The organism is Cryobacterium sp. TMT2-10 (genome assembly GCF_004403075.1).
Classification (GTDB): Bacteria; Actinomycetota; Actinomycetes; order Actinomycetales; family Microbacteriaceae; genus Cryobacterium; species Cryobacterium shii.
Window position 1 is genome coordinate 19,850 of the sequence record NZ_SOGW01000031.1, and the last position, 25,539, is coordinate 45,388.

The 25,539-nt window shown below is 66.4% G+C and carries 40 protein-coding genes; 38 read left to right on the forward strand and 2 right to left on the reverse strand.

The window, feature by feature from the left end:
• Positions 1-133: 133 nt before the first annotated feature.
• The 19 genes from E3T37_RS03455 (at position 134) to E3T37_RS03535 (ending at position 10,234) form a co-directional block, all read left to right on the forward strand.
• Positions 134-1,114: a YqaJ viral recombinase family protein gene (locus E3T37_RS03455; RefSeq protein ID WP_134365445.1), complete on the forward strand. Its 981-nt coding sequence runs from the start codon at positions 134-136 to the stop codon at positions 1,112-1,114.
• A complete protein-coding gene (locus E3T37_RS03460) occupies positions 1,111-1,776 on the forward strand; it encodes a hypothetical protein (protein ID WP_134365446.1) in 666 nt (221 codons plus the stop codon). The genes E3T37_RS03455 and E3T37_RS03460 overlap by 4 nt, the downstream gene beginning before the upstream one ends.
• Positions 1,773-2,219 carry a hypothetical protein gene (locus E3T37_RS03465; protein ID WP_134365447.1) on the forward strand — a complete coding sequence of 149 codons (447 nt, stop codon included), beginning with the start codon at positions 1,773-1,775 and terminating at the stop codon, positions 2,217-2,219. The genes E3T37_RS03460 and E3T37_RS03465 overlap by 4 nt, the downstream gene beginning before the upstream one ends.
• Positions 2,216-2,338, forward strand: coding sequence for a hypothetical protein (locus E3T37_RS17585; protein WP_255572546.1), 123 nt, complete (start codon positions 2,216-2,218; stop codon positions 2,336-2,338). The genes E3T37_RS03465 and E3T37_RS17585 overlap by 4 nt, the downstream gene beginning before the upstream one ends.
• Entirely contained in the window at positions 2,335-3,291 is a 957-nt protein-coding gene (locus E3T37_RS03470; RefSeq protein ID WP_134365448.1) for a hypothetical protein, read from the forward strand. Before E3T37_RS17585 ends, E3T37_RS03470 begins: the two co-directional genes overlap by 4 nt.
• Positions 3,288-3,779: a hypothetical protein gene (locus tag E3T37_RS03475; RefSeq protein WP_134365449.1), complete on the forward strand. Its 492-nt coding sequence runs from the start codon at positions 3,288-3,290 to the stop codon at positions 3,777-3,779. Before E3T37_RS03470 ends, E3T37_RS03475 begins: the two co-directional genes overlap by 4 nt.
• Positions 3,776-4,165, forward strand: a complete 390-nt coding sequence (locus E3T37_RS03480; protein WP_134365450.1) for a hypothetical protein — start codon at positions 3,776-3,778, stop codon at positions 4,163-4,165. Before E3T37_RS03475 ends, E3T37_RS03480 begins: the two co-directional genes overlap by 4 nt.
• A complete protein-coding gene (locus tag E3T37_RS03485) occupies positions 4,162-4,923 on the forward strand; it encodes a site-specific DNA-methyltransferase (RefSeq protein WP_134365451.1) in 762 nt (253 codons plus the stop codon). Before E3T37_RS03480 ends, E3T37_RS03485 begins: the two co-directional genes overlap by 4 nt.
• A 333-nt stretch (positions 4,924-5,256) precedes the next feature.
• Positions 5,257-5,898, forward strand: a complete 642-nt coding sequence (locus tag E3T37_RS03490; RefSeq protein ID WP_134365452.1) for a hypothetical protein — start codon at positions 5,257-5,259, stop codon at positions 5,896-5,898.
• The gene (locus E3T37_RS03495) at positions 5,898-6,167 is read left to right on the forward strand and encodes a hypothetical protein (protein ID WP_134365453.1); all 270 of its coding nucleotides are present in this window, start codon (positions 5,898-5,900) and stop codon (positions 6,165-6,167) included. The genes E3T37_RS03490 and E3T37_RS03495 overlap by 1 nt, the downstream gene beginning before the upstream one ends.
• Positions 6,164-6,598: a hypothetical protein gene (locus tag E3T37_RS03500; RefSeq protein WP_134365454.1), complete on the forward strand. Its 435-nt coding sequence runs from the start codon at positions 6,164-6,166 to the stop codon at positions 6,596-6,598. The genes E3T37_RS03495 and E3T37_RS03500 overlap by 4 nt, the downstream gene beginning before the upstream one ends.
• A 3-nt stretch (positions 6,599-6,601) precedes the next feature.
• Positions 6,602-6,739: a hypothetical protein gene (locus E3T37_RS16705; RefSeq protein ID WP_166806065.1), complete on the forward strand. Its 138-nt coding sequence runs from the start codon at positions 6,602-6,604 to the stop codon at positions 6,737-6,739.
• 2 nt (positions 6,740-6,741) lie between these two features.
• Positions 6,742-7,245 (forward strand): single-stranded DNA-binding protein, encoded by a 504-nt coding sequence (locus E3T37_RS03505; RefSeq protein WP_134365455.1) that lies wholly within the window; start codon positions 6,742-6,744, stop codon positions 7,243-7,245.
• Entirely contained in the window at positions 7,245-8,000 is a 756-nt protein-coding gene (locus E3T37_RS03510; protein ID WP_134365456.1) for a hypothetical protein, read from the forward strand. Before E3T37_RS03505 ends, E3T37_RS03510 begins: the two co-directional genes overlap by 1 nt.
• On the forward strand, positions 7,997-8,308 hold the full coding sequence (locus E3T37_RS03515; RefSeq protein ID WP_134365457.1) for a hypothetical protein: 312 nt from the start codon (positions 7,997-7,999) through the stop codon (positions 8,306-8,308). The genes E3T37_RS03510 and E3T37_RS03515 overlap by 4 nt, the downstream gene beginning before the upstream one ends.
• A 181-nt stretch (positions 8,309-8,489) precedes the next feature.
• A complete protein-coding gene (locus E3T37_RS03520; protein ID WP_134365458.1) occupies positions 8,490-8,921 on the forward strand; it encodes a hypothetical protein in 432 nt (143 codons plus the stop codon).
• A complete protein-coding gene (locus E3T37_RS03525) occupies positions 8,914-9,207 on the forward strand; it encodes a hypothetical protein (RefSeq protein WP_134365459.1) in 294 nt (97 codons plus the stop codon). Before E3T37_RS03520 ends, E3T37_RS03525 begins: the two co-directional genes overlap by 8 nt.
• Positions 9,208-9,281: 74 nt before the next feature.
• On the forward strand, positions 9,282-9,806 hold the full coding sequence (locus E3T37_RS03530; protein WP_166806066.1) for a hypothetical protein: 525 nt from the start codon (positions 9,282-9,284) through the stop codon (positions 9,804-9,806).
• Positions 9,806-10,234: a hypothetical protein gene (locus E3T37_RS03535; RefSeq protein WP_134365461.1), complete on the forward strand. Its 429-nt coding sequence runs from the start codon at positions 9,806-9,808 to the stop codon at positions 10,232-10,234. The genes E3T37_RS03530 and E3T37_RS03535 overlap by 1 nt, the downstream gene beginning before the upstream one ends.
• A 1,009-nt stretch (positions 10,235-11,243) precedes the next feature.
• On the opposite strand, the gene E3T37_RS03540 is transcribed toward E3T37_RS03535, so the two are convergent.
• Entirely contained in the window at positions 11,244-11,477 is a 234-nt protein-coding gene (locus E3T37_RS03540) for a hypothetical protein (protein ID WP_134365462.1), read from the reverse strand.
• Positions 11,478-11,571: 94 nt separating this feature from the next.
• On the opposite strand from E3T37_RS03540, the gene E3T37_RS03545 reads away from it, so the two are divergent.
• Genes E3T37_RS03545 through E3T37_RS03605 form a run of 13 tightly spaced genes read left to right on the forward strand, consistent with a single transcriptional unit; the run spans position 11,572 to position 20,025 of the window.
• Positions 11,572-11,757 carry a hypothetical protein gene (locus E3T37_RS03545; RefSeq protein WP_134365463.1) on the forward strand — a complete coding sequence of 62 codons (186 nt, stop codon included), beginning with the start codon at positions 11,572-11,574 and terminating at the stop codon, positions 11,755-11,757.
• A 3-nt stretch (positions 11,758-11,760) separates the two neighbouring features.
• A complete protein-coding gene (locus tag E3T37_RS03550) occupies positions 11,761-12,081 on the forward strand; it encodes a hypothetical protein (RefSeq protein ID WP_198415953.1) in 321 nt (106 codons plus the stop codon).
• A gap of 22 nt (positions 12,082-12,103) precedes the next feature.
• Positions 12,104-12,439: a hypothetical protein gene (locus E3T37_RS03555; protein ID WP_134365464.1), complete on the forward strand. Its 336-nt coding sequence runs from the start codon at positions 12,104-12,106 to the stop codon at positions 12,437-12,439.
• A gap of 2 nt (positions 12,440-12,441) precedes the next feature.
• The gene (locus E3T37_RS03560) at positions 12,442-12,771 is read left to right on the forward strand and encodes a hypothetical protein (protein WP_134365465.1); all 330 of its coding nucleotides are present in this window, start codon (positions 12,442-12,444) and stop codon (positions 12,769-12,771) included.
• A gap of 34 nt (positions 12,772-12,805) precedes the next feature.
• Entirely contained in the window at positions 12,806-13,642 is an 837-nt protein-coding gene (locus tag E3T37_RS03565; protein ID WP_134365466.1) for a hypothetical protein, read from the forward strand.
• A 17-nt stretch (positions 13,643-13,659) separates the two neighbouring features.
• On the forward strand, positions 13,660-15,243 hold the full coding sequence (locus E3T37_RS03570) for a terminase large subunit (protein WP_134365467.1): 1,584 nt from the start codon (positions 13,660-13,662) through the stop codon (positions 15,241-15,243).
• A gap of 24 nt (positions 15,244-15,267) precedes the next feature.
• Positions 15,268-16,530, forward strand: a complete 1,263-nt coding sequence (locus E3T37_RS03575) for a hypothetical protein (RefSeq protein WP_134365468.1) — start codon at positions 15,268-15,270, stop codon at positions 16,528-16,530.
• Entirely contained in the window at positions 16,527-17,771 is a 1,245-nt protein-coding gene (locus E3T37_RS03580) for a head maturation protease, ClpP-related (protein ID WP_134365469.1), read from the forward strand. Before E3T37_RS03575 ends, E3T37_RS03580 begins: the two co-directional genes overlap by 4 nt.
• A gap of 2 nt (positions 17,772-17,773) precedes the next feature.
• Complete coding sequence (locus E3T37_RS03585; RefSeq protein ID WP_134365470.1) at positions 17,774-18,139, forward strand: capsid cement protein; 366 nt, start codon at positions 17,774-17,776, stop codon at positions 18,137-18,139.
• 10 nt (positions 18,140-18,149) lie between these two features.
• Positions 18,150-19,067: a hypothetical protein gene (locus E3T37_RS03590; RefSeq protein ID WP_134365471.1), complete on the forward strand. Its 918-nt coding sequence runs from the start codon at positions 18,150-18,152 to the stop codon at positions 19,065-19,067.
• A complete protein-coding gene (locus tag E3T37_RS17020) occupies positions 19,067-19,321 on the forward strand; it encodes a hypothetical protein (protein ID WP_134365472.1) in 255 nt (84 codons plus the stop codon). The genes E3T37_RS03590 and E3T37_RS17020 overlap by 1 nt, the downstream gene beginning before the upstream one ends.
• An 18-nt stretch (positions 19,322-19,339) precedes the next feature.
• On the forward strand, positions 19,340-19,699 hold the full coding sequence (locus tag E3T37_RS03600) for a hypothetical protein (RefSeq protein ID WP_134365473.1): 360 nt from the start codon (positions 19,340-19,342) through the stop codon (positions 19,697-19,699).
• Positions 19,696-20,025 (forward strand): hypothetical protein, encoded by a 330-nt coding sequence (locus E3T37_RS03605; protein ID WP_134365474.1) that lies wholly within the window; start codon positions 19,696-19,698, stop codon positions 20,023-20,025. Before E3T37_RS03600 ends, E3T37_RS03605 begins: the two co-directional genes overlap by 4 nt.
• Positions 20,026-20,030: 5 nt before the next feature.
• Here the strand turns inward: E3T37_RS03605 and E3T37_RS03610 are convergent, their stop codons facing one another.
• Positions 20,031-20,297, reverse strand: a complete 267-nt coding sequence (locus E3T37_RS03610) for a hypothetical protein (RefSeq protein ID WP_134365475.1) — start codon at positions 20,295-20,297, stop codon at positions 20,031-20,033.
• Positions 20,298-20,336: 39 nt separating this feature from the next.
• Between E3T37_RS03610 and E3T37_RS03615 the strand changes: the two genes are divergently transcribed.
• The 6 genes from E3T37_RS03615 to E3T37_RS03640 all read left to right on the forward strand — a co-directional run bounded on the left by E3T37_RS03615 (position 20,337) and on the right by E3T37_RS03640 (position 25,539).
• Positions 20,337-20,642 (forward strand): hypothetical protein, encoded by a 306-nt coding sequence (locus E3T37_RS03615; protein WP_134365476.1) that lies wholly within the window; start codon positions 20,337-20,339, stop codon positions 20,640-20,642.
• Positions 20,635-21,051: a minor capsid protein gene (locus E3T37_RS03620; protein ID WP_134365477.1), complete on the forward strand. Its 417-nt coding sequence runs from the start codon at positions 20,635-20,637 to the stop codon at positions 21,049-21,051. The genes E3T37_RS03615 and E3T37_RS03620 overlap by 8 nt, the downstream gene beginning before the upstream one ends.
• A gap of 88 nt (positions 21,052-21,139) precedes the next feature.
• Positions 21,140-21,922: a phage tail tube protein gene (locus E3T37_RS03625; protein WP_134365478.1), complete on the forward strand. Its 783-nt coding sequence runs from the start codon at positions 21,140-21,142 to the stop codon at positions 21,920-21,922.
• 3 nt (positions 21,923-21,925) lie between these two features.
• Positions 21,926-22,324 carry a hypothetical protein gene (locus tag E3T37_RS03630; protein ID WP_134365479.1) on the forward strand — a complete coding sequence of 133 codons (399 nt, stop codon included), beginning with the start codon at positions 21,926-21,928 and terminating at the stop codon, positions 22,322-22,324.
• Between the two features lie 86 nt (positions 22,325-22,410).
• A complete protein-coding gene (locus E3T37_RS03635) occupies positions 22,411-22,644 on the forward strand; it encodes a hypothetical protein (protein ID WP_134365480.1) in 234 nt (77 codons plus the stop codon).
• A gap of 3 nt (positions 22,645-22,647) precedes the next feature.
• Entirely contained in the window at positions 22,648-25,539 is a 2,892-nt protein-coding gene (locus E3T37_RS03640; RefSeq protein WP_134365481.1) for a phage tail tape measure protein, read from the forward strand.

Genomic DNA, 25,539 nt, shown 5'->3' on the forward strand with positions numbered 1-25,539 from the left:
GCTACCCGAAGCGCACCCGCGCGACGTACCCGGCGGCTGCTCGTTCCGTCGCCCCACTTTGGGCCGGGCTTGCTGCCTCGGTCGTCGCCATGGCATTCGTCATCGGCATGCTCGTTGAGAGAGGAATCACGCTGTGAGCGTCATCACCAAGACCAGGCCGGCCGCGATCGCGCTGGCATCCCAGGCCGACAACGAGGAAGTGTGGCACGGCTTCCGCGCCGAGGGCGTCACCGCGTCCGAAGTCCACGACATCGCCACCGGTGGCCGCAAGACCTGGCGCCGCATCCTGACCGACAAGCTCAACGGCTCCACCTTCCACGGCAACCGGCACACGAAGCGCGGACACGAGCGCGAGCCCGTGCTGCTCGAGTGGGCGGACGGCCAGTACGGCGTCACCGCGAACTCGACCCTGTTCGCTCACCCCGAGTTCCCGCTGCACCGCGGTACGCCTGACGGCCTCGGCGCGGACAGCGCACCGTTCGGTGTTGAGGTGAAATCGCACGCCTTCGGCTGGACCAGCATGGATGTGCCGCCGGACCACTTCGACCAGTGCCAGTGGAACATCCACGTGCTCGGCGCTGACGGCTGGCTGTACGTGTGGGAGGTCCTCGGCGACGACGGCTACGCGACGCTCGACGACCCGTTCCACGTGTGGATCGACCGCGACGACGACCGCATTGCGCAGCTGGTCGCTCAAGCTGACGCGTTCATTGCGTGGCGGGAGGCCGGCGCCCCCGAGCTGGACGACATCCCCGACGACCTGGACGAGTCGCTCACCGATTGGGCTGACGCGAAGGAACGCAAGTCGATCGCGACGAAGGACGAGAAGGCCGCTGAGAAGGTAATCCGTGCGTACATCGCCGCGACGCCCGACGCCGAGGTCGACGGCCTCAAGCGCTCCGGTTCGCGCGGCGGGTTCGGCTACTCGGTCAAGTCCGACGATGTGCTGGACGAGGACGCATGGAAGGCCGCCGAGCCCGACTCCCACGAGGCATGGGTGGCCTTGCGAACCCGGGCCGACGACGCGGCCGCGGTCGCGGTGACGCTCTACAGCAAGAAAAAGATCTCGACCACGTTGGCGTTCAAAGCGCCCGACAAGAAAGCAGCAGCATGAGCGCCACCGACGAGAAGGAGATCGCTCAGACGATCTCGGAGTACAGAGTGCTCGCGGCGAAGACTGGCGAGTGGCGCGGGTTCGAGCAGTCGTTCTCGATCGACGGCGTCACCTGGTCGGAGTACTTGCTGCCGACTGAGGAGCACCCGCACCCGCTGCTCGCATCTGCGACGGTGCACCGGGCCGGGTTCATGGTCCCGATCCGCGTCGTGATCGGCTGGGACGAGAGCGTGCCCGCCGAGGATGAGTGGCGCGAACTGTGGGAGCGGTCGCCGCACGCACTGTTCGGTGCCTCTGCAGCCCGCCTCGCCTACATCCGGGCGTTCCCCGAGGTCATCACTTCCAAGCCGTCAGGCGACGAGCGGAAGATCTCCGCACCGACGGCGGACCAGGCGGCACCGGTCGCCCGCGACTGGATCGCGGAACTGGCCGACGCGTCCACCCTGGTGGCCGTTGGCGAGCTGTGGGCCGCGGCGCGGAAAGCGCGTGCGGTGACGGTCATGCTCGAGCGGGCGTTCAAGTACCGCCGCGACAGCATCAAGGCTGCCACCGTCGCGGCTGCGCCGGCCGCGGCTGCTGCCGTCGCTGCAGCACGTCCTGCTCCTACTCCCGCCGAGGTCGCCGCGGCCGCGCGGCGCTCTCGCGAACGGTCGGCAGCATGAGCGACGAGTTCGGCGTCAGCAACGCCACGGGCGAGGTCGTCGCATCGCGTCAGCTCGTGCCGCTGAACTTGGCCGACCTCAACGAGGAAGCGCTCCTCGCGATGTTTCCGACCCCGGTACAGGCGGCGGGTGCGTTACTCCTGTCCCGCCGTCTGATTGCCGAGGCACCAGCGATCCTCAACGCCAGGTCAAAGGCGCTCAAGGATGCGAAGCGCACGCTGCTCGTGGCGAGGGCCTACGCCCGCAAGCGGGCCACAGGCACGACGGCCGAGGACCGCAAGATCGAGCAAGAGGGCGACACCGAGGTGATCACCGCCGGCGAGCACGTAGACACCTGCGAGCTGCTCCTCGAATACGCGCGGGAGGTTCGCAAGTCTCTGACTGAGGACGTTGAGATCCTGCGCTCACTCAACGCGAACTTCCGGAACGAGCACAAGTCGTGAACGCGCCGATGTTCGCCCCATGCGAGCGCCACCAGGCGCTGCTGCGCATGCCGTTCGAGCGTGGGCTGGACATCGCCCGCGAGTGCGACCAGTGCTATATCGAGGAGGCCTGCTCGTGACGGCCCCGTTCGTCTGCCCTGACGACCACAAGCACGCCGTGAACGGCACGTGCTACGCGATCCACAAGTGCCGGTGCGACGGATGCCGCACAGCGATGACGACCCGGGCCAGCGTCCGTACACGAGCTCAGCTCTACGGCCGTTGGGTTGACCCGTACGTGCCGGCCGAGCCGGTGCGCGAGCACATCGAACTGCTGCAGTCGTCCGGCCTTGGCTGGAAGCGCATCGCCGCGCTGTCAGGCGTCGGCAACACGGCAGTCTCGCAGCTCCTCTACGGCCGCAAGGGTAGCAACAGCGACCCGCGAAAGGGCGAAGTTCTGAAGCGCACGACGCGGGTCAAGGCGGACGCGATCCTGGCCGTGAAGCCTGATCTGTCGCTGCTCGCTGCCGGCGCGGTCATCCCGTCGCGTGGGACTCATCGCCGCTTGCAGGCGCTCGTCTCGATCGGCTGGTCTCAGTCGAAGCTTGCGGCGCATCTCGACATCCAACCCGGCAACTTCAACCGGATGATGGGCGCCGCGTCCGTCTGTGTGGGCTTGCACCGTGAGGTGCATGTCCTGTTCGACCAGTTATGGAACACGGAGCCCGCGCATAACGAGTGGCGGTCGCTGTCCTCGTTCAACCGGGCGAAGCGTTACGCGGCGGCGCGCCGTTGGCTGCCGCCCATGGCGTGGGACGACATCGACACCGACGTCGCACCGCCCGTTGCCGAGGCCAGCACGGCTGACGGCATCGACGAGGCCGCGGTGGAACTCGCCATGTCGGGTGAGGACGTGCGCCTTACCGCGCTCGAGCGCCGCGCCGCGGTGACGCAGCTGCACGCTCGGCGCTGGTCCGACCAGCTGATCGCGGAACGGCTGCGCATCGCTGACCGAACGGTGCTGCGGATCCGGCAGGAGCTGGGTCTCGTCGCGTTCGACCAGGACGAACTGATCTTCCGGGCTGCCGCATGAGCGCTCCCGTCACCACCAACCAGAAAAGGGAAGCAATGACGCAGACAATCGAGCACGTCGCACCCGGTGATCTGATCATCGAACCCACCGAGCGTGCGGCCGAGATGCTTGGCTTTAGGTTCACCGTTGGCACCGCTGCGGCCGAACTCGCCGACTATCTCGACCGCAACCCAGCGAAGGCCGAACGGGTCCTCACCGCGCTGGCAGTTCTTCACAACGAGAGCAATCTGAATGCTGCCACCTGGCAGCAGACGGGCGCGCAGATCGGCGTGTACTTCGCTCAGCTGGCCGCGTGGGGCTATGGCGTGTCAGAGGTTGAAGAGAGCCTCATCCCCGTTCCCGTCGAGATCGCAGCAGCACTGGACGACGACGACGACGAGGACGAGGGCTGCCGCAACCCCGAGTGCGACGACACTACCGCCGACGGCGAGGGATGGGACGGGCTCTGCGGCAACTGCGCCGACCGGGCCGAGGGCGGCGAAGAGTGAGCGCGCACCCGAAGCCGCTGCCGCCTCTTCGGATGGCGGGGATGCTGATGGCTGAGCGTTGCGCGCTGATCGACGCCCGAGAGAAGCAGCGGTGTGCCCGTTGCGGCGTGGTGATCTGGTCGGGCGGTTCGCGTCATCACCGCAAGTTCAAGTCGCGCCGTGGTGGCGACGAGGTGTCGAACGCTGTGTTGCTCTGCGGTTCGGGCACGACGGGCTGCCACGGCTGGGTTCACGCGAACCCGGTGTCGGCTCGCATGGTCGGCCTCGCGCTCCTGGCGACGGACAACCCACTACTCGTGCCGGTGCGGCACGCGGTGTACGGGTGCGACGTTTGGCTGGACGACGCCGGCAACGCGTCGGTCACGCCGCCGAGGCTCGCAGCATGAAGCCCTACTACGAGGACAGCGCCGTGACCCTCTATCACGGTGACTTCCGCGACCACATGGACACGCTCACCGCGGCCAAGGCCGACGCGATCGTGACAGACCCGCCCTATGGCGAGACCTCGCTCGACTGGGATGTCTGGCCTATTGGCTGGCTCGCTGACGCTGCGGCGATCGCCGACAATCTCTGGTGTTTCGGGTCGTTCCGGATGTTCCACGAGCGCGCGGCCGAGTTCGCGACGTGGAAGCTCGCGCAGGACACGGTGTGGGAGAAGCACAACGGTTCGGGGTTCCACAACGACCGGTTCAAGCGGGTGCACGAGTTCGCCGTCCAGTGGTACCGCGGCGAGTGGGGGGGGCTCTACAACGACCCACCCAAGACCGCCGACGCCATGCGCAAGACCGTGCGCCGCAAGGAACGGCCGACCCACATGGGCGAGATCGCCGGGACCAACTACGAGAGCACGGACGGAGGTGATCGCATCATGCGTTCAGTGATCAAGCTCAGATCGATGCACGGTAAGGCCATCAACGAGACCGAGAAACCGGTGCAGCTGGTCAGTCAGTACATCACGTGCTCGGTGCCGATCGGCGGGTTGGTCGTGGACCTCTTCGCCGGGTCGGCCAGCACTGGGGTAGCCGCTCGTCAGCTCGGCCGGAAGGCGCTGCTGTTCGAGAAGCGCGAGAGCCAGTGCGAGGCCGCGGCCAGACGACTCGAGCGGGAGACCTCTCAGCCGTTCGACCTTGGGGCGATCGCGTGACCGCCGCGGCCGCGGTCCCGCGCCTCGCGATGACGTACGCCGTGTACTGGCCCGAGCACCAGGTGCTGAAGATCGGGCGGGCGTGGAAGATGTCCCGGCTGCGGGGGTTCGGCGCGACCGGCGGCGTGGTGATCGTGCTGCTGCGCGACACCCCGGCGATCTGGGAGCGCGGCGCCCTGGCTGAGCTCGACGGGTGGTTCGAGCGGGCGTTCACGCGGGAGAACGACAGCCTGCACCTGCTGCGAGGCGGGCGCGGGTTCACGGAGTGTTTCAAGGTCACGGCCGCGAGTTTGGGCCGGGCGATCAAGACGATGATGCAGGGAATCAGGCGCTATGGGTATGAGGAAGAAGCGGGACATCCTGCCGGAGATGTTCCGGAACGAGGACCTGCTGTCGCTGTCGGTGGCGACGAGGCTGACGGCGGTCGGGTTGAGGCTGTACGCCGACGACCACGGCCGCGAGTCGGCGACGCCGGCGCTGATCAAGGCGGCGCTCTGGCCGCTGGACACGGACGTGACGGACGCGGTGATCAACGAGCAGCTGCTCGAGCTGGCGTACGCCGACTACATCGTGCTCTACCAGGTGGGCCCGCGCACCTACTTTCAGGTCATCGAGTGGCCCCGTGTGGACCATCCGGTCGAGTCGCGGATACCGCCGGCACCCCTCGTCAATCCATCCGGAGTGGATCCGGATTCCATCGCGGCTGGGGAGAGGGAGAGAAGAGAGAGCGGAGAGGGGGGCGAGGGAGAGGGTGCATGGAGGGATGCCGAGTGGGCGCGCGAGAGTGCGCGGGCCGAGGGGGAGAATTCTCGATCCGATCCGGATGTGCCACCGTCGCCGTTCTGTCGCTCGCATCCTCAAGGCACGGATTCCCCCTGCAGGAACTGCGGTACCGCTCGGCTACGTCACCGTGGTTGGTCGGATCAGCACCTGTCCAGTACCCGTCCTACGTTCACCAGATCGGACGATGACTGATGGACACCACCTACACGTACTCGAGCCGGGACCTGATCCGAGTCACGGTGTACGCCCCGGCCGACCTGACACCGCCGGTATCGATCCCGCTGACCCGTGTCGACGGCAAGACCATCAACGTGCTGCGGATCTCTGACCTGTCGCTCGAGTGCAACCAGGTCGCCGGAGTGCCGGGGAAGTGCGACAGCCGGGACTGTCACCGCATCGTGCTGCACGAGTGCAAGTGCGGCCGGCACGAAGCACCCCGATTTCAGAAGGCCACGTCATGAACCGGGTGTCGATTGTCCTCAACCTGTCGGCTCAGGAGTACCGGGCGCTGGCGACGATCGCGGGCAACCGCGGCATCCAGTCCCACGTCTTGGTGGAGCAGCTCGTGCGGCATGCGCTCGGAGCCCCGACCAGGTCAAAGCCGGCATCCGTGCCGAAGCCAGTGGCCCAGCCAGTACCGAGACCGAAGTACGTGTCGAAGCGGACCCCGAAGCGATCGAGGGCAATGATCCGGAGCGATCGCGATGAGCAGTTCGTCGCTGTCACGAAGCTCCACGGTCGGGGCCTGAACGACAAGCAGATAGCGGCCGAGCTCGGGTACAGCCTGGCAACGGTCCAGCGGCGACGGTCCCAGCTCAAGCTGCCCGCCCAAGCGCAGGGCCGGCCGAAGAAGACGACAACCAGCGCGGCATCTGCCGCAGAGACGAGCTAGACCATGGCCCCGAAAAAGGCCGGCGGATATGAACCGCGGTTCGGGACGTACCTGATCCCCGAGTCAGCCGAGCACGACGCCGCAGTGGCGAAGATCCAGGCCGCAGCGCGCGGCGAAATCACATCGAAAGAGAGCAACTGACCATGGCCGGAGAGACCGTAATCACTGTCGTCGGGAACCTAACGAGCGACCCGGAGTTGAGGTACACGCAGAATGGGCTGGCGGTGGCGAACATGACGATCGCGAGCACCCCACGCAACTTCGACCGGGCAACGTCGGAGTGGAAGGACGGCGAGTCGCTGTTCCTCCGGGCGTCCGTGTGGCGTGAGTTCGCCGAGCACGTCGCGGGGTCGCTGACGAAGGGCACGCGGGTCATTGCGACCGGCCGTCTGAAGCAGCGGTCCTACGAAACGAAGGAGGGCGAGAAGCGGACCAGCATGGAGCTGGAGATTGACGAGATCGGCCCCTCGCTCAAGTACGCGACGGCGCAGCTCACCCGCGTCCAGAAGGGTGCGAATCAGGCGTCCGGTGGGCGGCAGGCGCAGGCCGGCGAAGAGAACCAGGAGCAGTGGGCTACCAGCGGCCCACCGGCCGGCGGCGAAGTCTGGAACACTCCGGGCAACTTCCAAGACGAGACCCCGTTCTGATGGCCGAGCGTGTGTGCGTCCGTGGCTGCGCGGTCCGGGGTGTTCATTTCGCGGCGTGCCCGAACTTTGGGGATGCTGACGAGGACGGCTGCCGGGGCTGTGTGCCCACGGTGGCCCGTGAGGGTGCACTCATCTGCGACCGGTGCTACAAGCGTCTCCTGACCATGCTCGAGGCGGCGCCAGACGTGATTGCATTGATCCGCTCGCAGGCTGACCCGCTCAAGGCGGCCGTGTACGACCAGGAGATGGTGAGCGGGTCGGCGTCGGACGCTGCGCCGGCACCGGTGAAGGCGGATCTCATCGACGCATCCGACGACATGATCCGGATCCTGCGCCGCTGGGCTGGGATGCGCATCATCGGGCTGGAGCCTGGCGAGGAGTCGGACGCGGCGCACGGCCACGCGCTCGAGGCGGTGGAGGTCATCGTCGGCATGCTCGACATCCTGGTCAACGACAAGGAGATGATCCTCGGCCTGTGTGCTGACGTGATCGATATGCCGCCGACCGAGCACAAGGACGCTTGGACGATCATCCGGGCGGTGCGTCGGTGGCCGACTGAGGATCAGTCGTTCTGGGCTGCGCAGCCGTGCCCCGAGGTGGGGTGCGGGCTGCGTGCGGTGAAGGTCATACCGCCGAGGCGTAAGGGCGGGCCGACCAGGTACCTCTGCGCGAAGTGCGGGTGGGAGAAGCACGACGACGACGACGACGGCCTGTGGGCTGTCGCATTCAGCAAGAAGGAGGGCAAGGCAGCATGACGAAGAAGACGAAGATCAAGCCGAGCAAGATCCAGGCGTGGCAGTGGGAGGACGGTGACGGCTTCACTGTGTGGGGCACTCACAGCGCAGTCAAGGGTGAGCGGGCGATGCGGGAACACTGCAGCGACGTGAACGGCTTCGACGCGCTCGAGACGTTCGAGGCGATGCCGCCGCTGATTGACATCCGTCGCGGCGCCAAGCGCTGGCTGCCCCGCCGGTATCGCGAGATCGAGAACTGGCCGGCCACCTCGGCGATGCCGCGGTTCTGGTGGTTCGGCCGTGTGCCGGTCCGCCTGGTGAGTCTGTGAAGTTCCTCACCCGGAAGGCGGCCGCGGTGCGGGTCGGCAAGGCCCTATCCACGATCTACCGGTGGGAGGAGCGGGGGCTGTTGACGTTCACGCTCGACCTGTGTCGTGAGGATCGGCTGCTTGATGCAGCGAAGAAGTCGGGCGCCCGGGTTGGGCGCCCTCGAGCAGCACGGAGGACAGCATGACGCACGAAGAGGAGCACACCGACCGGGTGACCAGGTTGGCCGTCGAAGACGCGGAAGCGGCAGATCGGGCCCGCCGGGTGCCGGCGGCCGCGAGGGCCGTGCTGACCACCGTTGAGTGCTCGATGCCCTGCGAAGGGTACACGCTGCTCGACTCCGGCCCGAACCTCGCCCTGCACCTCGCGGGGCCCGGCAAGCTGGGCGGCACGGGACCATGCATCTGCGGGTTCGACCGGCACGCTCGCGATGAGAACGGCCGCCACATCGTCGGCTTCTCGGTCGGCGGCGGGATCACGGGACCCGGAGTCTGGCACACGGTCTGCGCTGGCTGCGCTGCCCTCGCAGCCGGCAGAACGATCCGTGGCATGAACGCCGCACTGTTTGCCACCACCACGTCCAGCACTGACACCGAGGGAGTAGCCGATGAGTGAGTACGAGGGGCTGATCGCCGAGGCACGCGCTGCGGCCGGGACTAACCCGTTCCCGATGGGAGGCAACCCGCTGGTGAGCAACCTCTTGCACCGGCTGGCGGACAGGATCAAATCCGACTCGGCACTCGACAGCGAACGGCTGGAAATGATCGGTCGCCTTCAGGAGAAGTACGTCAAGGACACCGACATCCTGTTCCTCGCCCGAAAGGCGGCCGAACGGGAACTCGCCGAGGCACTCGCGGTGATTGCGAAGGTGCGGGAGTGGAACACGCTCCTGAACGGGTAGCCACGGTATCGGGAGTGCAACGAGGGTCTCGGTCGGCTGGGTACTCCAGTGTTCGGCACCGAGGGGGGCAACTCGTGACCGAGGTGCCGGCACCCGTCCGCACGACCAAGGCGAAGCAGCTGGCCGAGGTGCTGGGCATCGAGCTGTTGCCCTGGCAGGTGGCCGTGCTGGACGCCTACCTGACCACCGGCCAGCGCATGATGTACATGGGTGGCCGGCAGAGTGGTCGCAGCACCGTCCGGGCGCTCGCCGGGTTGGCGGATGCCCTGCGCAACCCACCCGTAACGGGAGCGCCGGAACGGGCTGCGCTGCGTGGTGTCGTTGGCGGGGTGCAGTGCAACGCGAGCAACTACCCAGATCGGGTTGCCCCTCGCACCCTTGGGCAGGACATGGGGCCGCTGATCGACCGGACCACTGACGCGATCCTCGCCGATGGCTACCGTCGAGAGCCGCTGGCACGGGCCTGGTACGCGGGGTATGAAGCGGGGAGCGCAGACGAGTCATTCTCGGCGCGCGGCCTTTCCTCGGACCCGGACGCCGCCGAGCACCCGCACGCGAATCCGTACGCTGCCGTCACCCCCAGTACGGAGGAGAGCTGATGGGCGCCAACGATGCAGCTGAGATGTTGGAAGTGGAGAAGGAGGAAGTGGGCAGGCTCGAACGGGAGGTCGCCACTCTCCGCGCTGAGAAGGATTCCCCTCACGCCGACGCGAAGTACTGGGCCGAGCTGCAAACGGAGCGGGCCGGGCGGGCGGCGGACTACGAGTGGATGAAGGCGAAGGTGGACCAGGTCGCCGCCGAGCGTTGCGCTGCACTCGCGGTGATCGAGCGGGTACTGAATCTCATCGGCGACGTGGGCCCGGAGGCTCGTCGCATCCTCACCCAGGTGTCCACCGATGCTCTGGCCGAGCACGACCGGCGGGTGAGGGCGGAAGAGCTGGAGGAGGTCGCTAGCCACCTCACGGACGACTACCTCGCTCGCGCGCTGTGTGCTCGTGCTACCGAGTACCGGAAGGCAGGCGAGTGATGGCGATCACGATCCGATGCCTACTCTGCTCAAGCCTCAACAGCGGCGAGCACGTCGGTGAGGCGCTCGAGGCGAGCGACTTTCACATGTCGACCGCGCACCCGCCCGGCAGCGAAGACACGACTTGACATTCATGCGAAACGTGCGAAGAACTGTGTTACGGTTCACGTAGTGCAGGATTGGGCCCACCGGAAACGGCGGGCCTTTTTCGTACCCAGATGCTTCCGGCCGGGTGCCCCCGGTCGGAACCTGCTCGACGTCACCTGTCCACACTGCACCCCAAGGCCCCCGGCAACCGGGACGGCGCGACGTTGAGTTCGCGCGCGCGCGAATACCGGCCCGGGAGAGCATCGCTGAACGGGACTGAAGCTGACGTCGGGCACGAGCGGGGCAGGGCAGGGCGCGGACTTTGATCCCGGCCCGCCTGCCCTGCTCACCTCAATCTTGCGTGGTGCCAGGCGGCACGCGACCCCTCACCAGTGCACATGGTGCGGGTGACAACTGACGCGAAGACCCGGCAGGGTTGTCAGCCACCGTCGACCAACTTCCGGCACGCCGCGTCAACGCTGCACGCTCAGTAAAGAACCCCTGAAGGGTCGTTCCCTGTTAGGCCTGGTGTCTCTGCGCGGGCGTGCCGGAACTAACTCAGGCGAAAATCAGTCGGCGGAGTCAGGTTCCCCCGAGTGATATCGCACTTCGTGCACTGAATCAGGTACTCATCGTTCGAGGCGAGGCGACGATCAGTGTTTGGCGTGGCAATTGCGGGTGCACCGCATGCCGGGCAAGTGACGTTCATGTACGAACCTTCCTCACGCACCGGGCCCAGTGCCCGGAGTTGAGCTCATACTCGCAGAGAACTCCGCCACGTCCTGGGTCCAACGCGGCTGAGGGTGCCGGGGTAGCGCGTCAGGTCTCCAGAATCACGGGGTTAGACCCCGCCGAAATCGGAGAAACCCCGGGAAGGCGCGGAAGAAGTCAACCCGCGCGCCTACCCGGGGCCGCAAAGCGACTACCCGGCGGCGAGTATCCCATTCGCCAGAGCCCGCACGCGCGCCTCATTGATCGTCACGCTCGGGTCGTCCGTCTGCAGGTCCAGCTCGTAGCTATCCACAGAGGTGAGCCCCTGCGCCCGCGCCTTCTCCGCAAGGTCCGCGGCCATCCCCTCTTCAACATCTTCCATGACGTCGCTGATGACGCCATCGAAGAAGTTAGCCATATCGCTACTCGACGTGATCTTGAACATGCTTCCCCCAATCGTTCGTGAACATCCAAGTTTCGCTGCCCCTGGTAGATGAAACAAGACCCCGAACCGGGGCATCCAACCGAGAGGGGCGCACATGCTGACCTTCCTCGGGGCGCTCCTGATCAGCTCGGCCGTGCTCGTCATCACCGCGGCCCCGAGAATCGACCGCACGCGCACGGCGTCCTGGTTCGACCTGCTCCCGCACATGACGGTCTCGAAGAAGAGCAGCGGCCGGCAGCAGCAGACAGCGGCACACCGGAAGCGCAGGACGCGGAGGTAGCTCATGGCTCGGACGAACACGCGCCGCATGCACGCTCTGCGCGATGAGTTCTTCGAGGAGGGCCGCACACAGTCACGGTCCAGCGACCCTGACGTGCGGGTCCTGTCCGACTGCTGGCTGTGCCGCTCGGCGATCGACTACGTCGCCGACCCGCACACCACGGCGGACTCGCACAACCTCGACCACTACCACACGGTCCACGACCGCCCCGAGCTGCAAGAGGACCCGGACAATTTCCGACACTCGCACATGGCGTGCAACCTCAAGCGAGGCAAGACCACACCGACTGCTGGCCTGGGCGAGAGCGTGCCCGACTGGTGGTAACCCGATGACAGGAGAACAGACCATGGCCGCACTGCTACCCATCGAGGGCACCGTGAGCGTCAGCCTCGCAGGCTCCGAAGCGATCGGGCTCGGGACGTTCAGCGTCCCGGTCAACGCGACCCTGGACGCCGAGACCGGCATGGTCAGCCTCAAGGGCGCGACCAACGAGGAGCTCATGACCGCGATGGCCGGGGCACTCCGGTCGGCAGCGAACCAGATCCTCGCCACCATCCAGACCGCCAAGGTCGAGATCATCGCTGTCTGCCCGACCTGCGATGCCCACCTCGGAGTGCAGGACACGTCGACCACCATCGAGCACGGACTCAACGGCGGGCACATCACGAACCAGAGGTACTGACCGTGAACAAGTACACAGCTATTGGCCTGCTCGCTGCAGCAGCCGATGGCGCGCGCATCATCGTGGTGTCACCTCATGGCAGGGCAGTGACCGACGCTGTCGACGAGGTGCACCAGCTCGTGCCTGACCTTCAGTGGCGACGAGCCAACGGGGACGCACGGGTCAAGCTCCCGAGTGGAGGGTCGGTCCGCTTCCTCACCCGTCCGCAGCTTCGCGGCCATAGCGCCGACGTGGTGCTGGTCGAAGACGACCGGGACATGGGCAGTGACTTCGTCCGCGAGTTGCACCAAGTCGTCAGGGCCAGCCCGGCCGGCGAGATCGTCCGGTACTGAGGGACACGTGCCCGCATCAACGAAGGGAGACACCATGGCGAAGCTCGCACCACTCACCGCGACCCTCGTCGTCACCCTCGGCGGCACTGAGTTGCCCATCGACCTGGTCACCTTCGAGGTGCCACTGCGCACCAGGGCGTTGACCAGCACGGATGACACCGCCCGCTTCGACGTTGACGTGAACCGGACCGAGCTTCGAGCTCACCTGACCCGGAGCGTCCGGGTACTCGCCGACCGCATCGAAGCATCCTTCCTCGCACCTGACGGTGTCCTGCTCACCTGTGAGGAGTGCGGACAGCAGCTAGCCACGCTCACACCCTCCACGCTTCACCATGAGGCAGACGGAAGCCACACGGTCGCCCCTGTGGCACCCCAGGACCTGCTGACGGCCTCGCACACCCCGAATCCGTCAGAAAATCCAGCGACGGCCGAGGGGAAGGACCACCGCCAAGGGGAGCTGTCCTCTCTCCCCGAGGGTCTGACCGGGGGTCGCACGTGCGCGTGCGCGGAAAGAGGGTACGGAATCGGCGATGTTGTCGTCGCCACCGAGATTTCGATCGGTGCTGCGACTCATCTCGACGCGACGGGCAAGGACGCCGGCGCGATCGCGGCTCTGCTCACCCTGGCGCACAAGGTCGACGACTACGACACCGTCCTCGATCACCTCCTGGAGCAGATCGCGGCGGACCCCGAGTCGAAGATCCGCCCGCCGGCCTCGGACAATGTGTCGCTGCCGACGTACCTGAAGTACTCCGAATCGCTCGGCCTGACGCCTGGCGGCCGCGGTGAGCTCACCGCTGGGAAGAAACCGGGCGCAGCGGCCCCTGATGAGTTAGCTGCATTCCGCAATCTGGGGCGTAGCGCCGGTTAGTTTCTGCGGAGGTGCTCGTGTCCGCGAAGGAACTTGGGCGGACGAAGCCGCGGATCTACACGAAGCCACTCCGCAAGCTGACTCCTGAGACCTCCCGAGGGTTCGAAGTTATCGACTTCGCGACCAACATCCTGCGGGTGAAGCTGTTCCCGTGGCAGATGTGGCTTCTGATCCACATGCTCGAGATCGACGAGCATGGCCTGCTGCGGTTCCGCAAGGCGCTCGTAATCGTCGGCCGGCAGAACGGGAAGACGATGATCGCCGCCGTGCTCGCGGCGTTCTGGCTGTACGTCGACGCGGGCCGTTGGCCGGACCAGTTGCCCGAGCAAGACTTCGTCGTTGTCGGCGGCGCCCAGAAGCTCGACATCGCGATGAAGCCGTGGAAGGCAGTCCGCCGGTGGGGCGCACCTGACGACCCGAAGGTCGGCATCGCGCACGACCGCGTGCCGGCGCTGCAGCGGTTCACGTACCCGCCGCGCACGACCAACGGTGAGACCGAGCTGCGCACCATCGGCGGCGGCTCCTACCTTCCCCGAACCTTCGACGGCGCCCGTGGCCAGAGCGCGGCCCGGCTCCTCCTCGACGAGCTGCGCGAGCAGTACGACTACGAGGGCTGGTCGGCGATTGAGAAGTCCGCGAACGCGATGTACGACTCGCTGCTGGTGGCATTCTCCAACTCCGGCACGAAGCGCTCTCGCGTCCTCAAGGACGTGCGCGCAACCGCGCACGAGGGCGTCGACGACCCGGACACTCAGTGGTTTGTAGCTGAGTGGTCCGCCGAGCAGGACGCAGCCCTCGACGATCCGAAGGCATTCCGCCAGGCGAACCCGAGCGCTGGCTACCTGCCCGGCATGACCATCGTCGGGTTGATGCGGGCGGCGGCTGAGGCCAAAGAGAAGAACGTCGAGCGCGTCGAGGTGCTCGGCCAGTGGGTCACCGCCGAGGTCAACAACTTCATCGAAGTGCCGGAGTACCGCAGGCTCGTCCGCCCGATCAAGGACATCCACATCCCAAAGGGCGGCCGCACCGTGTGGGGCGTGGATGTCTCGGACGACCGCAACACGACCTGGCTCTCCTCTGCGGTCTACACCGAGGACGGCAAGCCGTTCTCCTACAGCCGGATCAAACGCGCCGGCATGATCTGGCTGCCCCCATACCTCGCCGATCTGGCCGAGGAATCCGGGCACCGTGAGGTGGCCCTGAATGCCAGGGGTTGCGCGGCGATGGAGTTCATCAAGCCGCTCAAGGACCTCGGCCTCATCGTTCATGAGATCGACGGCCCCACGTATGCGATTGCTACGGGGCGCCATCAGGATGCGGTGCGTGACAAGAACCTCGTCGTCGTTGACCAACCCGACATTGACCTTGCCGTGCAGGGCGGTGTCGTCGTCCGGTACGGAGACAACAAGGCGTGGTCGCGGCCCAAGTCTCTGCCGGTAGATATCTCGGGACTCATCGCAATGTCGCTGGCGCTGTACGGGCTCGAGATCCTCGCTCCTCCCCTCGTCGAAGAGACTCCACCTCCACCACCCCAGGCGGAGATGGTCACCCGCGACGACGTGACGCCATCCGATGCGAACCTCGCATCGGTTTCCTTCTAGCCCAATTCTGAAAGTAGGTGCCGCATGCCAGAAGAGCAGGGGTATCAGGTAAGCGGGCTCTCGTCCTGGGCAAGCATGGCCGCCGAGTCTCACGAGACGAATCCGGATCTAGCATGGCCGCTGTCGGTCGAGGTGTTCGACAAGATGCGTCGCGAGGATTCCCAGATCGGGTCGGTGCTGCGCGCGGTGACGCTCCCGATTCGTGGTGCCGAGTGGATGATCGACCCGGCTGGCGCAAGCGATGAGGTCGTGGATCTCGTGTCCACGGACCTCGGCTTGCCGGTGAAAGGTCGCCCGCCGGTCAATCCGCTGCGCACGAAGGGCCGCTTCCAGTGGGGCGAGCACCTGCGTCTCGCACTACTGGAGCTGGTCTACGGCCACTCCTACTTCGAGCAGGTCTACCGGCCCGAGGCGGGGCGGCTGCGGCTGAAGAAGCTGGCATGGCGACCGCCGCGCAGTATCTCGGCGGTGAACGTCGCCCGCGATGGCGGACTGGTGTCGATCGAGCAGCACGGCCTCAAGGCACCGATCCCGGTCGACCGGCTCGTGGCGTACATCAGTGACCGCGAGGGCGGCAACTGGATCGGCCAGAGCCTGCTCCGCACGGCATATAAGAACTGGTTACTGAAGGACCGGATGCTGCGCGCGCAGGCCCTCACGGTCGAGCGCAACGGCCTCGGCGTGCCCGTCTACGAGGGCGCACCGGTTCCGGACAACGCGGACGCCGCCGAGCGCAAGGCTTGGCAGGAGTCGGAGAAGATCGCCGGTCTCGCGCTGGCGAAGGGGTTCCGTGCAGGTGAAGCTGCCGGCGCGTCGATCCCGAACGCCGCGAAGCTCACGCTCATGGGCGTCACGGGCAAGCTGCCCGACACTGATCAGCCGATCCGCTATCACGACGAGCAGATCGCTCGCGCGGTGCTGGCGCACTTCCTGAACCTCGGGACCGAGACCGGTTCCTGGGCGCTCGGCTCCACGTTCGCTGACTTCTTCACCAGCTCACTGAATGCTGTCGCAGCGCACATTCAGGACGTGGCCCAGGCGCATGTCGTCGAGGATCTCGTCGACTGGAACTGGGGCGAGTTCGAACCGGCCCCGCGGTTGGTGTTCAAGCCCATCGGCTCGGGCGGGTCGCTCACTGCCGAAGCGCTCAAGAGCCTCATCGACGCGGGGGTCATCAAGGCCGACGAGACGCTCGAGGCATTCATGCGGGCGGCATTCAGCCTGCCTGTGAAAGACGAAAACGCACCCGCTCCGGTGGATGGAACCAAGCCTAAGGAGGCGGCATGACGAACACCGCAAAACACACAAACCGGTACTGGGGGGATGCGTCACTCCCGACGTCGAAGGCCGAGTTCTTCAACGCGATCACCACTCCGGCCTCTGCCGGCAATGGCACCGTGGCGACGATCCGCATGTACGGCCCGATAGACAGCTTCGGCGGTTTCTGGGGCATCTCCACGAAGGACATGGGCACAGTGCTCGACGCCCTCCCCGAGACCGTCACGCAGATCATCCTCCGGATCAACAGCCCCGGCGGCGAAGTGTTCGAGGGCATGTCGATCCTGAACATGCTGCGTGCCCACAAGGCCAGCGTGATCGCTGTCGTCGACGGTCTGGCCGCATCCGCTGCGTCGTTCGTGGCCGCGGGGTGTGGTGAAACCGTGATGTCTCCCGGCTCTCAGATGATGATCCACTCCCCGATGTCATTCTCCTACGGCAACGCGGGGGAATTCCGAAAGACCGCCGACGTGCTCGACAGCGTGGAAGCGTCCATGGTCGAGATCTACACCGAAAAGGCGGGTGCCAAAGACTGGGCGGCTCTCCTTGCGGATGAGACATGGATGACTGCAGCGGCCTCCGTCGAGCTCGGCCTGGCAGATCGCATCGCGGTCATCCCCGACGCCGGCGAAACCGAGACGGTCGGCGGCGAAGAGCTGGTCATCACCGTTCCCGACAACGCTGATGACCCTCTCGCCCGTGTTGTTCTCCTCCCCAACCAGGCAGCAGCCCGGCCCCACAATCTCCCGAGCTCGTCCGAGCTGGGACAACCCACCCGAAAGGAACCGCTCAACATGAGTGACATTCTCAAGGCTGGCCTCCGCGAGCGGCTCGGCGTAACCGATTCCGCGATCTCCGACGAGCTGCTCCTCGCAGCTGTGGACGAGGTTCTCGCGGAACAGGTCACCGACACCGCCCCCGCCATCCCGGCCGGCACGGTCCTGATCGACTCCGCCGTGCTCACCGACCTGCAGGCGTCCGCCGCGCTGGGTCGCCAGGCACGTGAAGAGCAGGACAACAGCCGCCGCGCAGCCATCGTGGACAGCGCAGTGAAGGACGGCCGCATTGCGCCGGCCTCCCGCGACACCTGGCTCGCTTCGCTCAACGCCAGCGAAGAGGGCACCACGGCCCTCATCGGTTCGCTCGCGAAGAACACCGTCCCGGTGGCCGAGATCGGCACCTCCGACGAGCCGTCCGAATCCGACAGCCTGTTCGCGCTTGCGTTCGGCACCGACACGAAGGATGCCTAACCATGGCTGACTACCTGCCCAAGTTCACCCCCGGCAAGGCCGTGACGTTCGCCGCCGCGGTCGCTGTCGTCGGTGGCCGCCTCGTCGCCGTCGTCGGCAACCGCACTGTTGGCCCAGCGGGCGCCGACGCTGCCACCGTCGTCGGCGTCGCTGGCTTCGACGCCCTGGCCGCGGAGAACGTCACCGTGTACACCCGTCCCACCGGTGTGCAGCAGCTCGTTGCCAGTGGCGCAATCGCCGCCGGCGCGAAGGTCATCTCGGCCATCGACGGGAAGGTCGCCACCCAGGCCGCCGGCGTCAACCCCATCGGCATTGCCCTCGAGGCTGCTGCCGCCGACCTGGACGTCATCGACGTCCTCTTCATCTAAGGAGCACAGCATGGCCTCTTACACCTACCCGGTGGCGGTGCCCACGGGCGCACTCACCACCTCGCAGATCCACCTTCTGCTGCAGAGCCCGCAGCTCATCGCGCGTCGCGTCGCGGACCTCACCAAGATGCGCTTCGTCGCCGACTACCTGCTCTCGGGCCGGTACTCCGCGCTCGGTGGCGGACTGTTCTACGATACCGGCGAGCAGATCTTCGCTGCCGACTCGCCCGAGGCCGTCTCGCCGGGCGCCGAGTACCCGAAGACGGTTCTCACGCAGGGCGAAATCGCCGCGGCGAAGACCGTCAAGTGGGGCATCGAGACGGACATCACCGACGAGAAGATCTCCCAGCAGGGAATCACCATCGTCAACAAGGCGCTCGTCCGCCTGAGCAACACCGTCGTGCGCCACGTCGACAGTGTCGCGATGGCCGTCATCGCGTCCAAGGTCGCCAGCACGTTCGCCTCCCCGGCACCGTGGACCACCGCGGGCAAGGTCATCGAGGCGCTCACGAGCATCTCGGGCCAGCGCGCCGACGCGGGCACCGGCCTCGACCTGCAGACTGTCGTCCTCAAGCCCGCGCAGTACGCGAAGCTCATCGGCATGCTCGTCGACGACAAGGCGCTGCCGCGCGAGCAGGGCAACATCGCGATCACTGGCAGCCTGCCGGTCGACGCGCTCGGCTTCACCTGGGTCACGACCCCGTTCTACACGGGCACCGACCCGCTGCTGATCGACCGTGACCAGCTCGGTGGCGTCGCCGACGAGAAGCTCGGCTCCCCGGGGTACGCCACATTCGGCGGCTCCGGCGTCGAGACCAAGGCTGACCGTCACCGCGACGACAAGTACGAGCTGCGCGCCCGCCGCGTGGTCGTGCCCGTCGTGACCGAGCCCCTCGCGGGCGTGCGCATCACGAACACGGGCCTGTAATGGCTGCCCACGTCGTGACCGGCGCGGCCGTCGTGTTGCCGACCGTCGACGGAAGCGAGCGGTACCTGTACCGCGGCGCGCTGGTCGGCGACGGGTACACGGTCGACGGCATCAAGCACGCCCTGGCGCTCGGCCTGATCGAGAAGGTCAAGGCCCCCACGGCCGCTGAGAAGAAGGCAGCCGAAGACGCTGCAGCCGAACAGGCTGCCGCAGAGAAGGCCGCGGCCGACAAGGTCGCAGCCGAAACGAAGTAACGAGAAGGGGGCGGTGGAGTGATTACCCCGCAGGAAATCAGCACTACCGACGTGGATCTCGCGCGGCGCATTCTGGTGCTCGCGCGCTTCATCGCCCCCGGCATCGATCTCATCCCCGAGGGTGAGGATCGCCTGACCGTGATCGCGATCCTGAAGAACGTCGTCGCTGAGGTCCCGGCTCCCGGGGCTCGGCGGGTGTCGTCTCGGAGTCGCAACGGCACGTCGATCAGCTACCGCGACATCGGCGGGGCGTTCAGCGATGACGACCGGCTGAGTCTCCGCTCGCTGGTGGCAAGTGTGCCGGCGGGCCTCCCGATCGGGAGCTTCCCGGCGGCGCGGCCGATCGCACGCGAGTGGGCCGAGGGTGAGTATTCATGAGCTGGGATGACCCGTTCTTCTACCCGCACACGGTGAGCATCCGCAGCGCCCGGCCCGCCGGTGGGATGGGAACCACCTATGACGCGGCCCGCACCGTGAAGGCGGAAGTGAAGGATGAGCAGCGTCTCATCCTCAGCGCCAGCGGCAGCGAGGTCGTCTCGTCGTCGTCCGTGACGGTGCCGATCGGTGAGCATGTCCCGGTCGGTTCGCTCGTCACCGTGTGGCCCGGCAAGCCTCGGGCGCGCGAAGCCGTCGTGCTTGCTGTCGGCGTCGACGAGAACGGCCTCGACGATCTCGATTCGTTCCTCGTCCTGTTCCTGAAGTAGCGCAGCTAGACGAAGCGCAGAATCAGCATTCCTACCGTCAGTGCGAGAGCGACGTAGCCGAACACAAGGCCGATCTTGGCATTGCCGCCCGCTACTCGCGCCAACGCGATGTGTCCGATGATGATCGCCGCAATCGCGGCCATGAACGCCAGGGGCGCGGCGAGCAGGCCGACCACCGGCAGCACGCCGAGCAACGCGAGCACTGCCGCGGCAATGCCGACGACGAGCGTCGGGGTAGCAAGCGGGCTCTGAGTTGCGGGCTGAGTCGTCATAGCAGCACACCATACCGGAAGGTAGCCATGAAGATACATATGCCAGTCCTCTCCATCGTTGAGAAGGCCGCGCAGGACGGACTACGCGAAGCGGGCCGCGAGATTCTGAAGGTCGCCCGTAAGAAGAGCCCTACTGACTCCGGGGCCGCGGATAAATCCGGGTTCTCGCTCGTCGACGACCTCACGCTGCAGGTCGGGTTCAAATCGCCGATCGCGCGCATGCAGCACGAGAACCTCGACTTCCAGCACAAGCCGGGCGAGCAGGCCAAATTCCTTGAAGCCGCGGTTGATGAGGTCGACGTCGGGGCGATCATCGCGAAGAATGTGCGGGCAGCTCTTGGATGACGCAACCCTGACCAAGCTGATCTGTTCCATCCTCGGCAATATCCCCGGGTGGGACTGGAACCCGGACGGGCTTGGTCCCGTGGTCCCGGACCCGGTGACCATCTTCTACGGCGCGCTCGGCACCACCCCCGACAAGGCGGCCGGCGTCCGTGTCTACGGTTCGACCGACGAGCGCGACCTCGGCTGGCGCCGCGTACAGCTTCGGCTGCGCGGCGAGCCTGGCCGACCCGACGGTGCCGACGTGCTCGCCACCCCGGCCTTCGCGGCCCTCCAAGGACTTTCCCGCAGGGGAGGGATCAGCAGTATCAGTCGCCAATCCATGGCACCAGCCGGTGCCGACGACAACCGGCGCGAAGAGCGCACGGAGAACTATGTCGTTCTGCTCGACAACCCCGAAGCCCTGACATAACCGGGCCACTTCACAATCTCGTCCCCGTCCTGGGGATCGTACCAGCGCGCCCCCGCGCACCCTCAGTAAACCAATTTGGAGGCCCTCGATGGGTAGCACAGTCCCCCTTCCCGCTGGCACGACGCTCGGCAAGAGCTTCGAGTACGGCATCGACATCAACGTCGGAACGCTCGCCGCCAAGGTCTGGCAGCCGTTCCGCCGCATCAGCGGGTTTCAGCCCAGCCCCACACCGACCACACAGGACGCGCAGACCTACGACGACCTCGGCGCGGCGAACGTCGACGTCACCGGGTGGAGCATTAGCCACGCGTTCAACGCGCAGGTAAACCGCAGCGTGACCACGGGTCTCTACCTGCCCGAGGTCGAGGCTGTTCTCGCCCGCACCAACCCCGACGCAAAGGGCGAGTCGGCTGTCATCGAGGCGCGCTGGTATCACAAGCCCGAGAGTGGTGCGGCGAACCCGAACGACGCCGGCCAGGGATTTTTCACCGTTGCCACCACCCGCCAGAACTCTGGCCCGAACGGTGAGATCGAAGTTCTGTCCGTCACCCTGACCGGCAAGGGCACCTACGACAAGATCGCCAACCCGTTCGCGGGCTGGGCTGTCACCACGCCGTCCATCTCGAGCGTGTCGGCCGCTTCCCCCGCCGTGAACCCGGCAGGCACGGGCAAGCAGATCACCATCACGGGCACCAACCTGACGGGCGCGACCGCCGTCACGGTCAAGGCCATCGCGGTGACCTCGTTCGCCGTGATCAGCTCGACCACGATCGTCGCCGTCCTCCCGACCGACACCGCGGGCACCGTGCCCGTCGTGGTCACCACGCCTGCAGGCGTGTCGGCTGCGGTCAACTACACGCGGGCGGCGTAACCCGTGGGTGCTATCGACTTCGGCGAGTGGGTGGCGCCCGACCTCAAGCTCGAGCTGGGAGGGCGCACCTACTTGGTGCGTCCTCCCACGGTCGAGGCCGCGAAAATGATCCTTGCCGCGGCAGTCCGAGGCGAAGTGAATCTGGGTCTCGTCACAGGTGAGATCCCCGCTGAGGTTCAGGCGATGCTCGACAGCATCGGCGACGAGCACCCCGCCCTGGGCGATGCGTACGCTGCCCTGGTCGCCGACCAGGTTCCCGCCGCGACCATAGACCGAGTGGCGTACTACGCGGTCTTCTACTGGGCCCGCGGCAAAGAGTACGCCGACACCCTCGCGAAGCTGTTGTGGCTGCCGCGTGACCTCACTCCCGGCATTGCAGGTGATGCGGCCCCAAAAGGCTGAACACCGCCGAGGACTGGGCGCCGTACGGTATCGGGGAACCTGATGCCGACGGGTGGTATGCGGACTACAAGCCGGTGCCCCAACATTTGAAACCAGCAGCACCCGACGCGCTGCCAGGCAAGACGCCGGCGGCTGACATCGACGGGTCGCTGCTCGCGCTCATCACCAACTGGCGGCTGGTCGTCGCCGAGCTCGCTGAGCGCGGCATCGACCTGTACGACCCCGCTGTTCTCGCACGTCCATGGCCCGGTGTTCGGGCGGTGATTTTCAGTCTGATCGACAGCCCGACGCGCTTGCGTGCGGTGCTCACCCGGAGGTGATCCATGGCCACGCTACGTGCTGCCGAGCTCGAGGTTTTGTTCACGGCCGACACCAGCCAGGTGCAGAAAGCCGACAAGGACGTCAAGACCATCGGCGAGCGGATCGAGAAGAAGCCGATCACGCAGAAGGTCAAGGCGGACGAGAAGGACGCACTCGCCGGCATGGACCGGGTGGAGCAGGCTGCGAAGAAGCTGGTGTCGAGGGATACCGCTCTGAAGCTCGACGCGGATGTCACCCGGGCTGAGAAGAGTCTCGACCGGGCGAAGCAACGCCTCGCCGACCTTGAGGTGCGCGCGCTCGGCGGGCTTGACGTGACGGCGGATGTGCGCCGTGCTGAGGCTGCCCTGTCGAAGATCGAGCGCAACCTGGCTGGGCTGCAGGCGGCGAAGACTCAGATCCAGGTCGAGGCGGACACCACCCCGGCTGAGAGTCGGCTGAGCCGTTTCTTTTCCCGGTTCCGGAGCGATGCGGATGCGGCCGGGCAGGAGGGTGGCAAGTCCTTCTCGAAGGGGCTGGACTCCGCAACGCGCGGGGCTGGCGAGAAGGTCGGCGACGCGGTCGGTGGCGACATCGAGGGGACTCTCATCGCGGCGCTGGCCGCCATCCCCATCGCGGGCGGGATCGTGCTCGCGGGTGTTGCCATCGGCAAGGCCATCAGCGGCGCTGTCCAGGACGGGCTGCAGGTCGAGGTCGGCAACGACCGGCTGCAAGCCCTGACTGGCATCAGCGAGGGTGACGCGCTCCGTCTCGGCCGTGTCGCGGGTGAAGCATACGCGAACGTCTTCGGCGATTCCGTCGAAGCGAACATGGACACCACCCGGCTCGCGCTGCAGTTCGACCTCATCGACGCCGACACTTCCACAAAAAGCGCGCAGAAGGTGGTCGAAGGACTATCCGGTATCGCCGATGTTCTCGGTGAGGATGTGCGGCCGATCGCCGCTGCGGTAACGACGATGCTGAGTTCTGGTGTTGCAAAGTCCGCCGCGAACGCATTTGACATTCTTGCAACCGGCGCCCGTGAGGGCGTCAACCGCAGCGAAGACCTGATCGACACCTTCACCGAATACCCGGCTCTGTTCTCGCGCCTCGGATTGTCCGGCGAGGAAGCGATGGGGCTCATAAACCAGGGCCTGAAAGGCGGCGCGCGCAACAGCGACATCGCCGCGGATGCCCTCAAGGAATTCCAGATCCGCGCGACCGACGCCTCAGTGCTGTCGGCGGAGGGGTTCAAGTCGCTTGGGTTGAACGCCGAGGAGATGACGGCGAAAATCGCGCGCGGAGGCGAGGGCGCTCGTGAGGGGCTCGATCAGGTACTTGACGGGCTCCGCAACATGGAGGACCCTGTCGCGCGCAACGCTGCAGCAGTGGCGCTCTTCGGCACCCAGGCGGAGGACCTCGGCGCGGCGCTCTTCTCGATGGACCTGTCGACCGCTGTTGCCCAGCTCGACGGCGTGACGGGTTCCGCGCAGAAGATGTTCGACACCCTCTCGGACAACGACGCGACGAAGATGGAGCAGGCGTCCCGGAACATCGAGGTCGCGGCGGACGGCATCAAGGGTGCCTTGGCGGCGGCGTTCTCTGACCCGCTCGCCGAGCTTGCCGATTTCGTGTCGCAGAACCGCGGCCCGGTGATGCAGTTCATGTTGGACCTCGCGAACGGGGCTATCGACTTCGGCGTCTCCATGGTCGAGTCGACGGCGGTCAGCGCTGAGTCCCTCGGCGAGTTCGTATCAGGGCCGCTGCGTGAAACCGTCAAGGGCATCAGGGATCTGATCGAGTGGCTTCCTGGGGACGCCGACCTCACGGGGCTTGATTCGATGATCGACAGCATGTCGGGGTTCGATGAGATCACGGCCGACGCCGCTGAGACCATGCGCAGGAAGCTGATTGATGAGGGCCTTGAGCCGGCGCGCGCGAAGCTGAACGAGTTCGGTGAGGGCGCGGTAGCGATGGGCTTCCTCAACGACGCCTCGCTGCGTCTGGCCGGCGCGATCGGTGAAGTCGGGTTCAGCGCCGATGGGGCAGCCATCGGACTCGACGGCATTGATCTGGCGCACATCCGCGCATCGGACTCGGGCAAGCTGCTTGAGGATCAGGTGCGCAACTCGATCGCTGCGATGGCAGACGAGGTTGGCGCAGCGGCTGCTACGGGTGAGGGTCAAGATGAGCTCGCCGCTCGGTACCGCAACGGTACGGATGCTCTTGTAGGTCAGCTCACGCAGATGGGCTTGACCGAGGGGCAGGCGCGGGCGCTCATTGACACGGTGTTACAGACTCCCGCGTCGGCGACCACGGAGTTCGGGTCGAACGCTACTGACCAGCAGACGAAGGTGCAGGGCCTCGCAGACCGCATCACGAGTTTGCCTGATGGCTCGGTCATCATCAACGCCGACACCGCGACAGCCAGCGAAAAGATCGCCCAGTTCGTGCGCGACCTGAACAACATTCCAGGTCGTCGTGACGTGGTTATCAACCAGGTCGTCAAGGAGACGGGCGCGGCGCGCGGGCAGGTCGGGGCGGCCTACAACGCGCGGGGGAACATCCTCGAGTTCATGGCGCAGGGCGGCCTTCACGGGCTCACGCCGATGTCGCACACTGCTCAGGTCGTGCCGCCGTCGACGTGGCGGGTGGTTGGCGATCGCGGCGACGTGCCTGAGTCGTTCATCCCCATCGACGGGTCAGCCCGGTCGATGTCGATCCTTCTCGAAACCATGCGCCGCATGGGCGTGATGCCGATGGGCGCCGGCGGGATCAATGTGGCCGCGCCTGGCGTGCGCACCTCGGATCGCCCGGCCGTCGTCAAGGTCGAGGTCGTGACTGTGCAGAACGAAGACCCGCGGGTGCTCGGCCGCATCCTCGGCCATGAATTGACCAACGCGCTGGCAGGGAGGTAA

What these genes read in the sequence shown, in the direction of transcription:
- E3T37_RS03460 (WP_134365446.1), top strand. Translation starts at nt 1,111, where the DNA reads ATGAGCGCCACCGACGAGAAGGAGATCGCTCAGACGATCTCGGAGTAC.
- E3T37_RS03465 (WP_134365447.1), top strand. Translation starts at nt 1,773, where the DNA reads ATGAGCGACGAGTTCGGCGTCAGCAACGCCACGGGCGAGGTCGTCGCA.
- E3T37_RS03475 (WP_134365449.1), top strand. Translation starts at nt 3,288, where the DNA reads ATGAGCGCTCCCGTCACCACCAACCAGAAAAGGGAAGCAATGACGCAG.
- E3T37_RS03485 (WP_134365451.1), top strand. Translation starts at nt 4,162, where the DNA reads ATGAAGCCCTACTACGAGGACAGCGCCGTGACCCTCTATCACGGTGAC.
- E3T37_RS03490 (WP_134365452.1), top strand. Translation starts at nt 5,257, where the DNA reads ATGGGTATGAGGAAGAAGCGGGACATCCTGCCGGAGATGTTCCGGAAC.
- E3T37_RS03495 (WP_134365453.1), top strand. Translation starts at nt 5,898, where the DNA reads ATGGACACCACCTACACGTACTCGAGCCGGGACCTGATCCGAGTCACG.
- E3T37_RS03500 (WP_134365454.1), top strand. Translation starts at nt 6,164, where the DNA reads ATGAACCGGGTGTCGATTGTCCTCAACCTGTCGGCTCAGGAGTACCGG.
- E3T37_RS16705 (WP_166806065.1), top strand. Translation starts at nt 6,602, where the DNA reads ATGGCCCCGAAAAAGGCCGGCGGATATGAACCGCGGTTCGGGACGTAC.
- E3T37_RS03505 (WP_134365455.1), top strand. Translation starts at nt 6,742, where the DNA reads ATGGCCGGAGAGACCGTAATCACTGTCGTCGGGAACCTAACGAGCGAC.
- E3T37_RS03510 (WP_134365456.1), top strand. Translation starts at nt 7,245, where the DNA reads ATGGCCGAGCGTGTGTGCGTCCGTGGCTGCGCGGTCCGGGGTGTTCAT.
- E3T37_RS03515 (WP_134365457.1), top strand. Translation starts at nt 7,997, where the DNA reads ATGACGAAGAAGACGAAGATCAAGCCGAGCAAGATCCAGGCGTGGCAG.
- E3T37_RS03520 (WP_134365458.1), top strand. Translation starts at nt 8,490, where the DNA reads ATGACGCACGAAGAGGAGCACACCGACCGGGTGACCAGGTTGGCCGTC.
- E3T37_RS03525 (WP_134365459.1), top strand. Translation starts at nt 8,914, where the DNA reads ATGAGTGAGTACGAGGGGCTGATCGCCGAGGCACGCGCTGCGGCCGGG.
- E3T37_RS03535 (WP_134365461.1), top strand. Translation starts at nt 9,806, where the DNA reads ATGGGCGCCAACGATGCAGCTGAGATGTTGGAAGTGGAGAAGGAGGAA.
- E3T37_RS03540 (WP_134365462.1), bottom strand. Translation starts at nt 11,477, where the DNA reads ATGTTCAAGATCACGTCGAGTAGCGATATGGCTAACTTCTTCGATGGC.
- E3T37_RS03545 (WP_134365463.1), top strand. Translation starts at nt 11,572, where the DNA reads ATGCTGACCTTCCTCGGGGCGCTCCTGATCAGCTCGGCCGTGCTCGTC.
- E3T37_RS03550 (WP_198415953.1), top strand. Translation starts at nt 11,761, where the DNA reads ATGGCTCGGACGAACACGCGCCGCATGCACGCTCTGCGCGATGAGTTC.
- E3T37_RS03555 (WP_134365464.1), top strand. Translation starts at nt 12,104, where the DNA reads ATGGCCGCACTGCTACCCATCGAGGGCACCGTGAGCGTCAGCCTCGCA.
- E3T37_RS03565 (WP_134365466.1), top strand. Translation starts at nt 12,806, where the DNA reads ATGGCGAAGCTCGCACCACTCACCGCGACCCTCGTCGTCACCCTCGGC.
- E3T37_RS03575 (WP_134365468.1), top strand. Translation starts at nt 15,268, where the DNA reads ATGCCAGAAGAGCAGGGGTATCAGGTAAGCGGGCTCTCGTCCTGGGCA.
- E3T37_RS03580 (WP_134365469.1), top strand. Translation starts at nt 16,527, where the DNA reads ATGACGAACACCGCAAAACACACAAACCGGTACTGGGGGGATGCGTCA.
- E3T37_RS03585 (WP_134365470.1), top strand. Translation starts at nt 17,774, where the DNA reads ATGGCTGACTACCTGCCCAAGTTCACCCCCGGCAAGGCCGTGACGTTC.
- E3T37_RS03590 (WP_134365471.1), top strand. Translation starts at nt 18,150, where the DNA reads ATGGCCTCTTACACCTACCCGGTGGCGGTGCCCACGGGCGCACTCACC.
- E3T37_RS17020 (WP_134365472.1), top strand. Translation starts at nt 19,067, where the DNA reads ATGGCTGCCCACGTCGTGACCGGCGCGGCCGTCGTGTTGCCGACCGTC.
- E3T37_RS03605 (WP_134365474.1), top strand. Translation starts at nt 19,696, where the DNA reads ATGAGCTGGGATGACCCGTTCTTCTACCCGCACACGGTGAGCATCCGC.
- E3T37_RS03610 (WP_134365475.1), bottom strand. Translation starts at nt 20,297, where the DNA reads ATGACGACTCAGCCCGCAACTCAGAGCCCGCTTGCTACCCCGACGCTC.
- E3T37_RS03615 (WP_134365476.1), top strand. Translation starts at nt 20,337, where the DNA reads ATGCCAGTCCTCTCCATCGTTGAGAAGGCCGCGCAGGACGGACTACGC.
- E3T37_RS03625 (WP_134365478.1), top strand. Translation starts at nt 21,140, where the DNA reads ATGGGTAGCACAGTCCCCCTTCCCGCTGGCACGACGCTCGGCAAGAGC.
- E3T37_RS03640 (WP_134365481.1), top strand. Translation starts at nt 22,648, where the DNA reads ATGGCCACGCTACGTGCTGCCGAGCTCGAGGTTTTGTTCACGGCCGAC.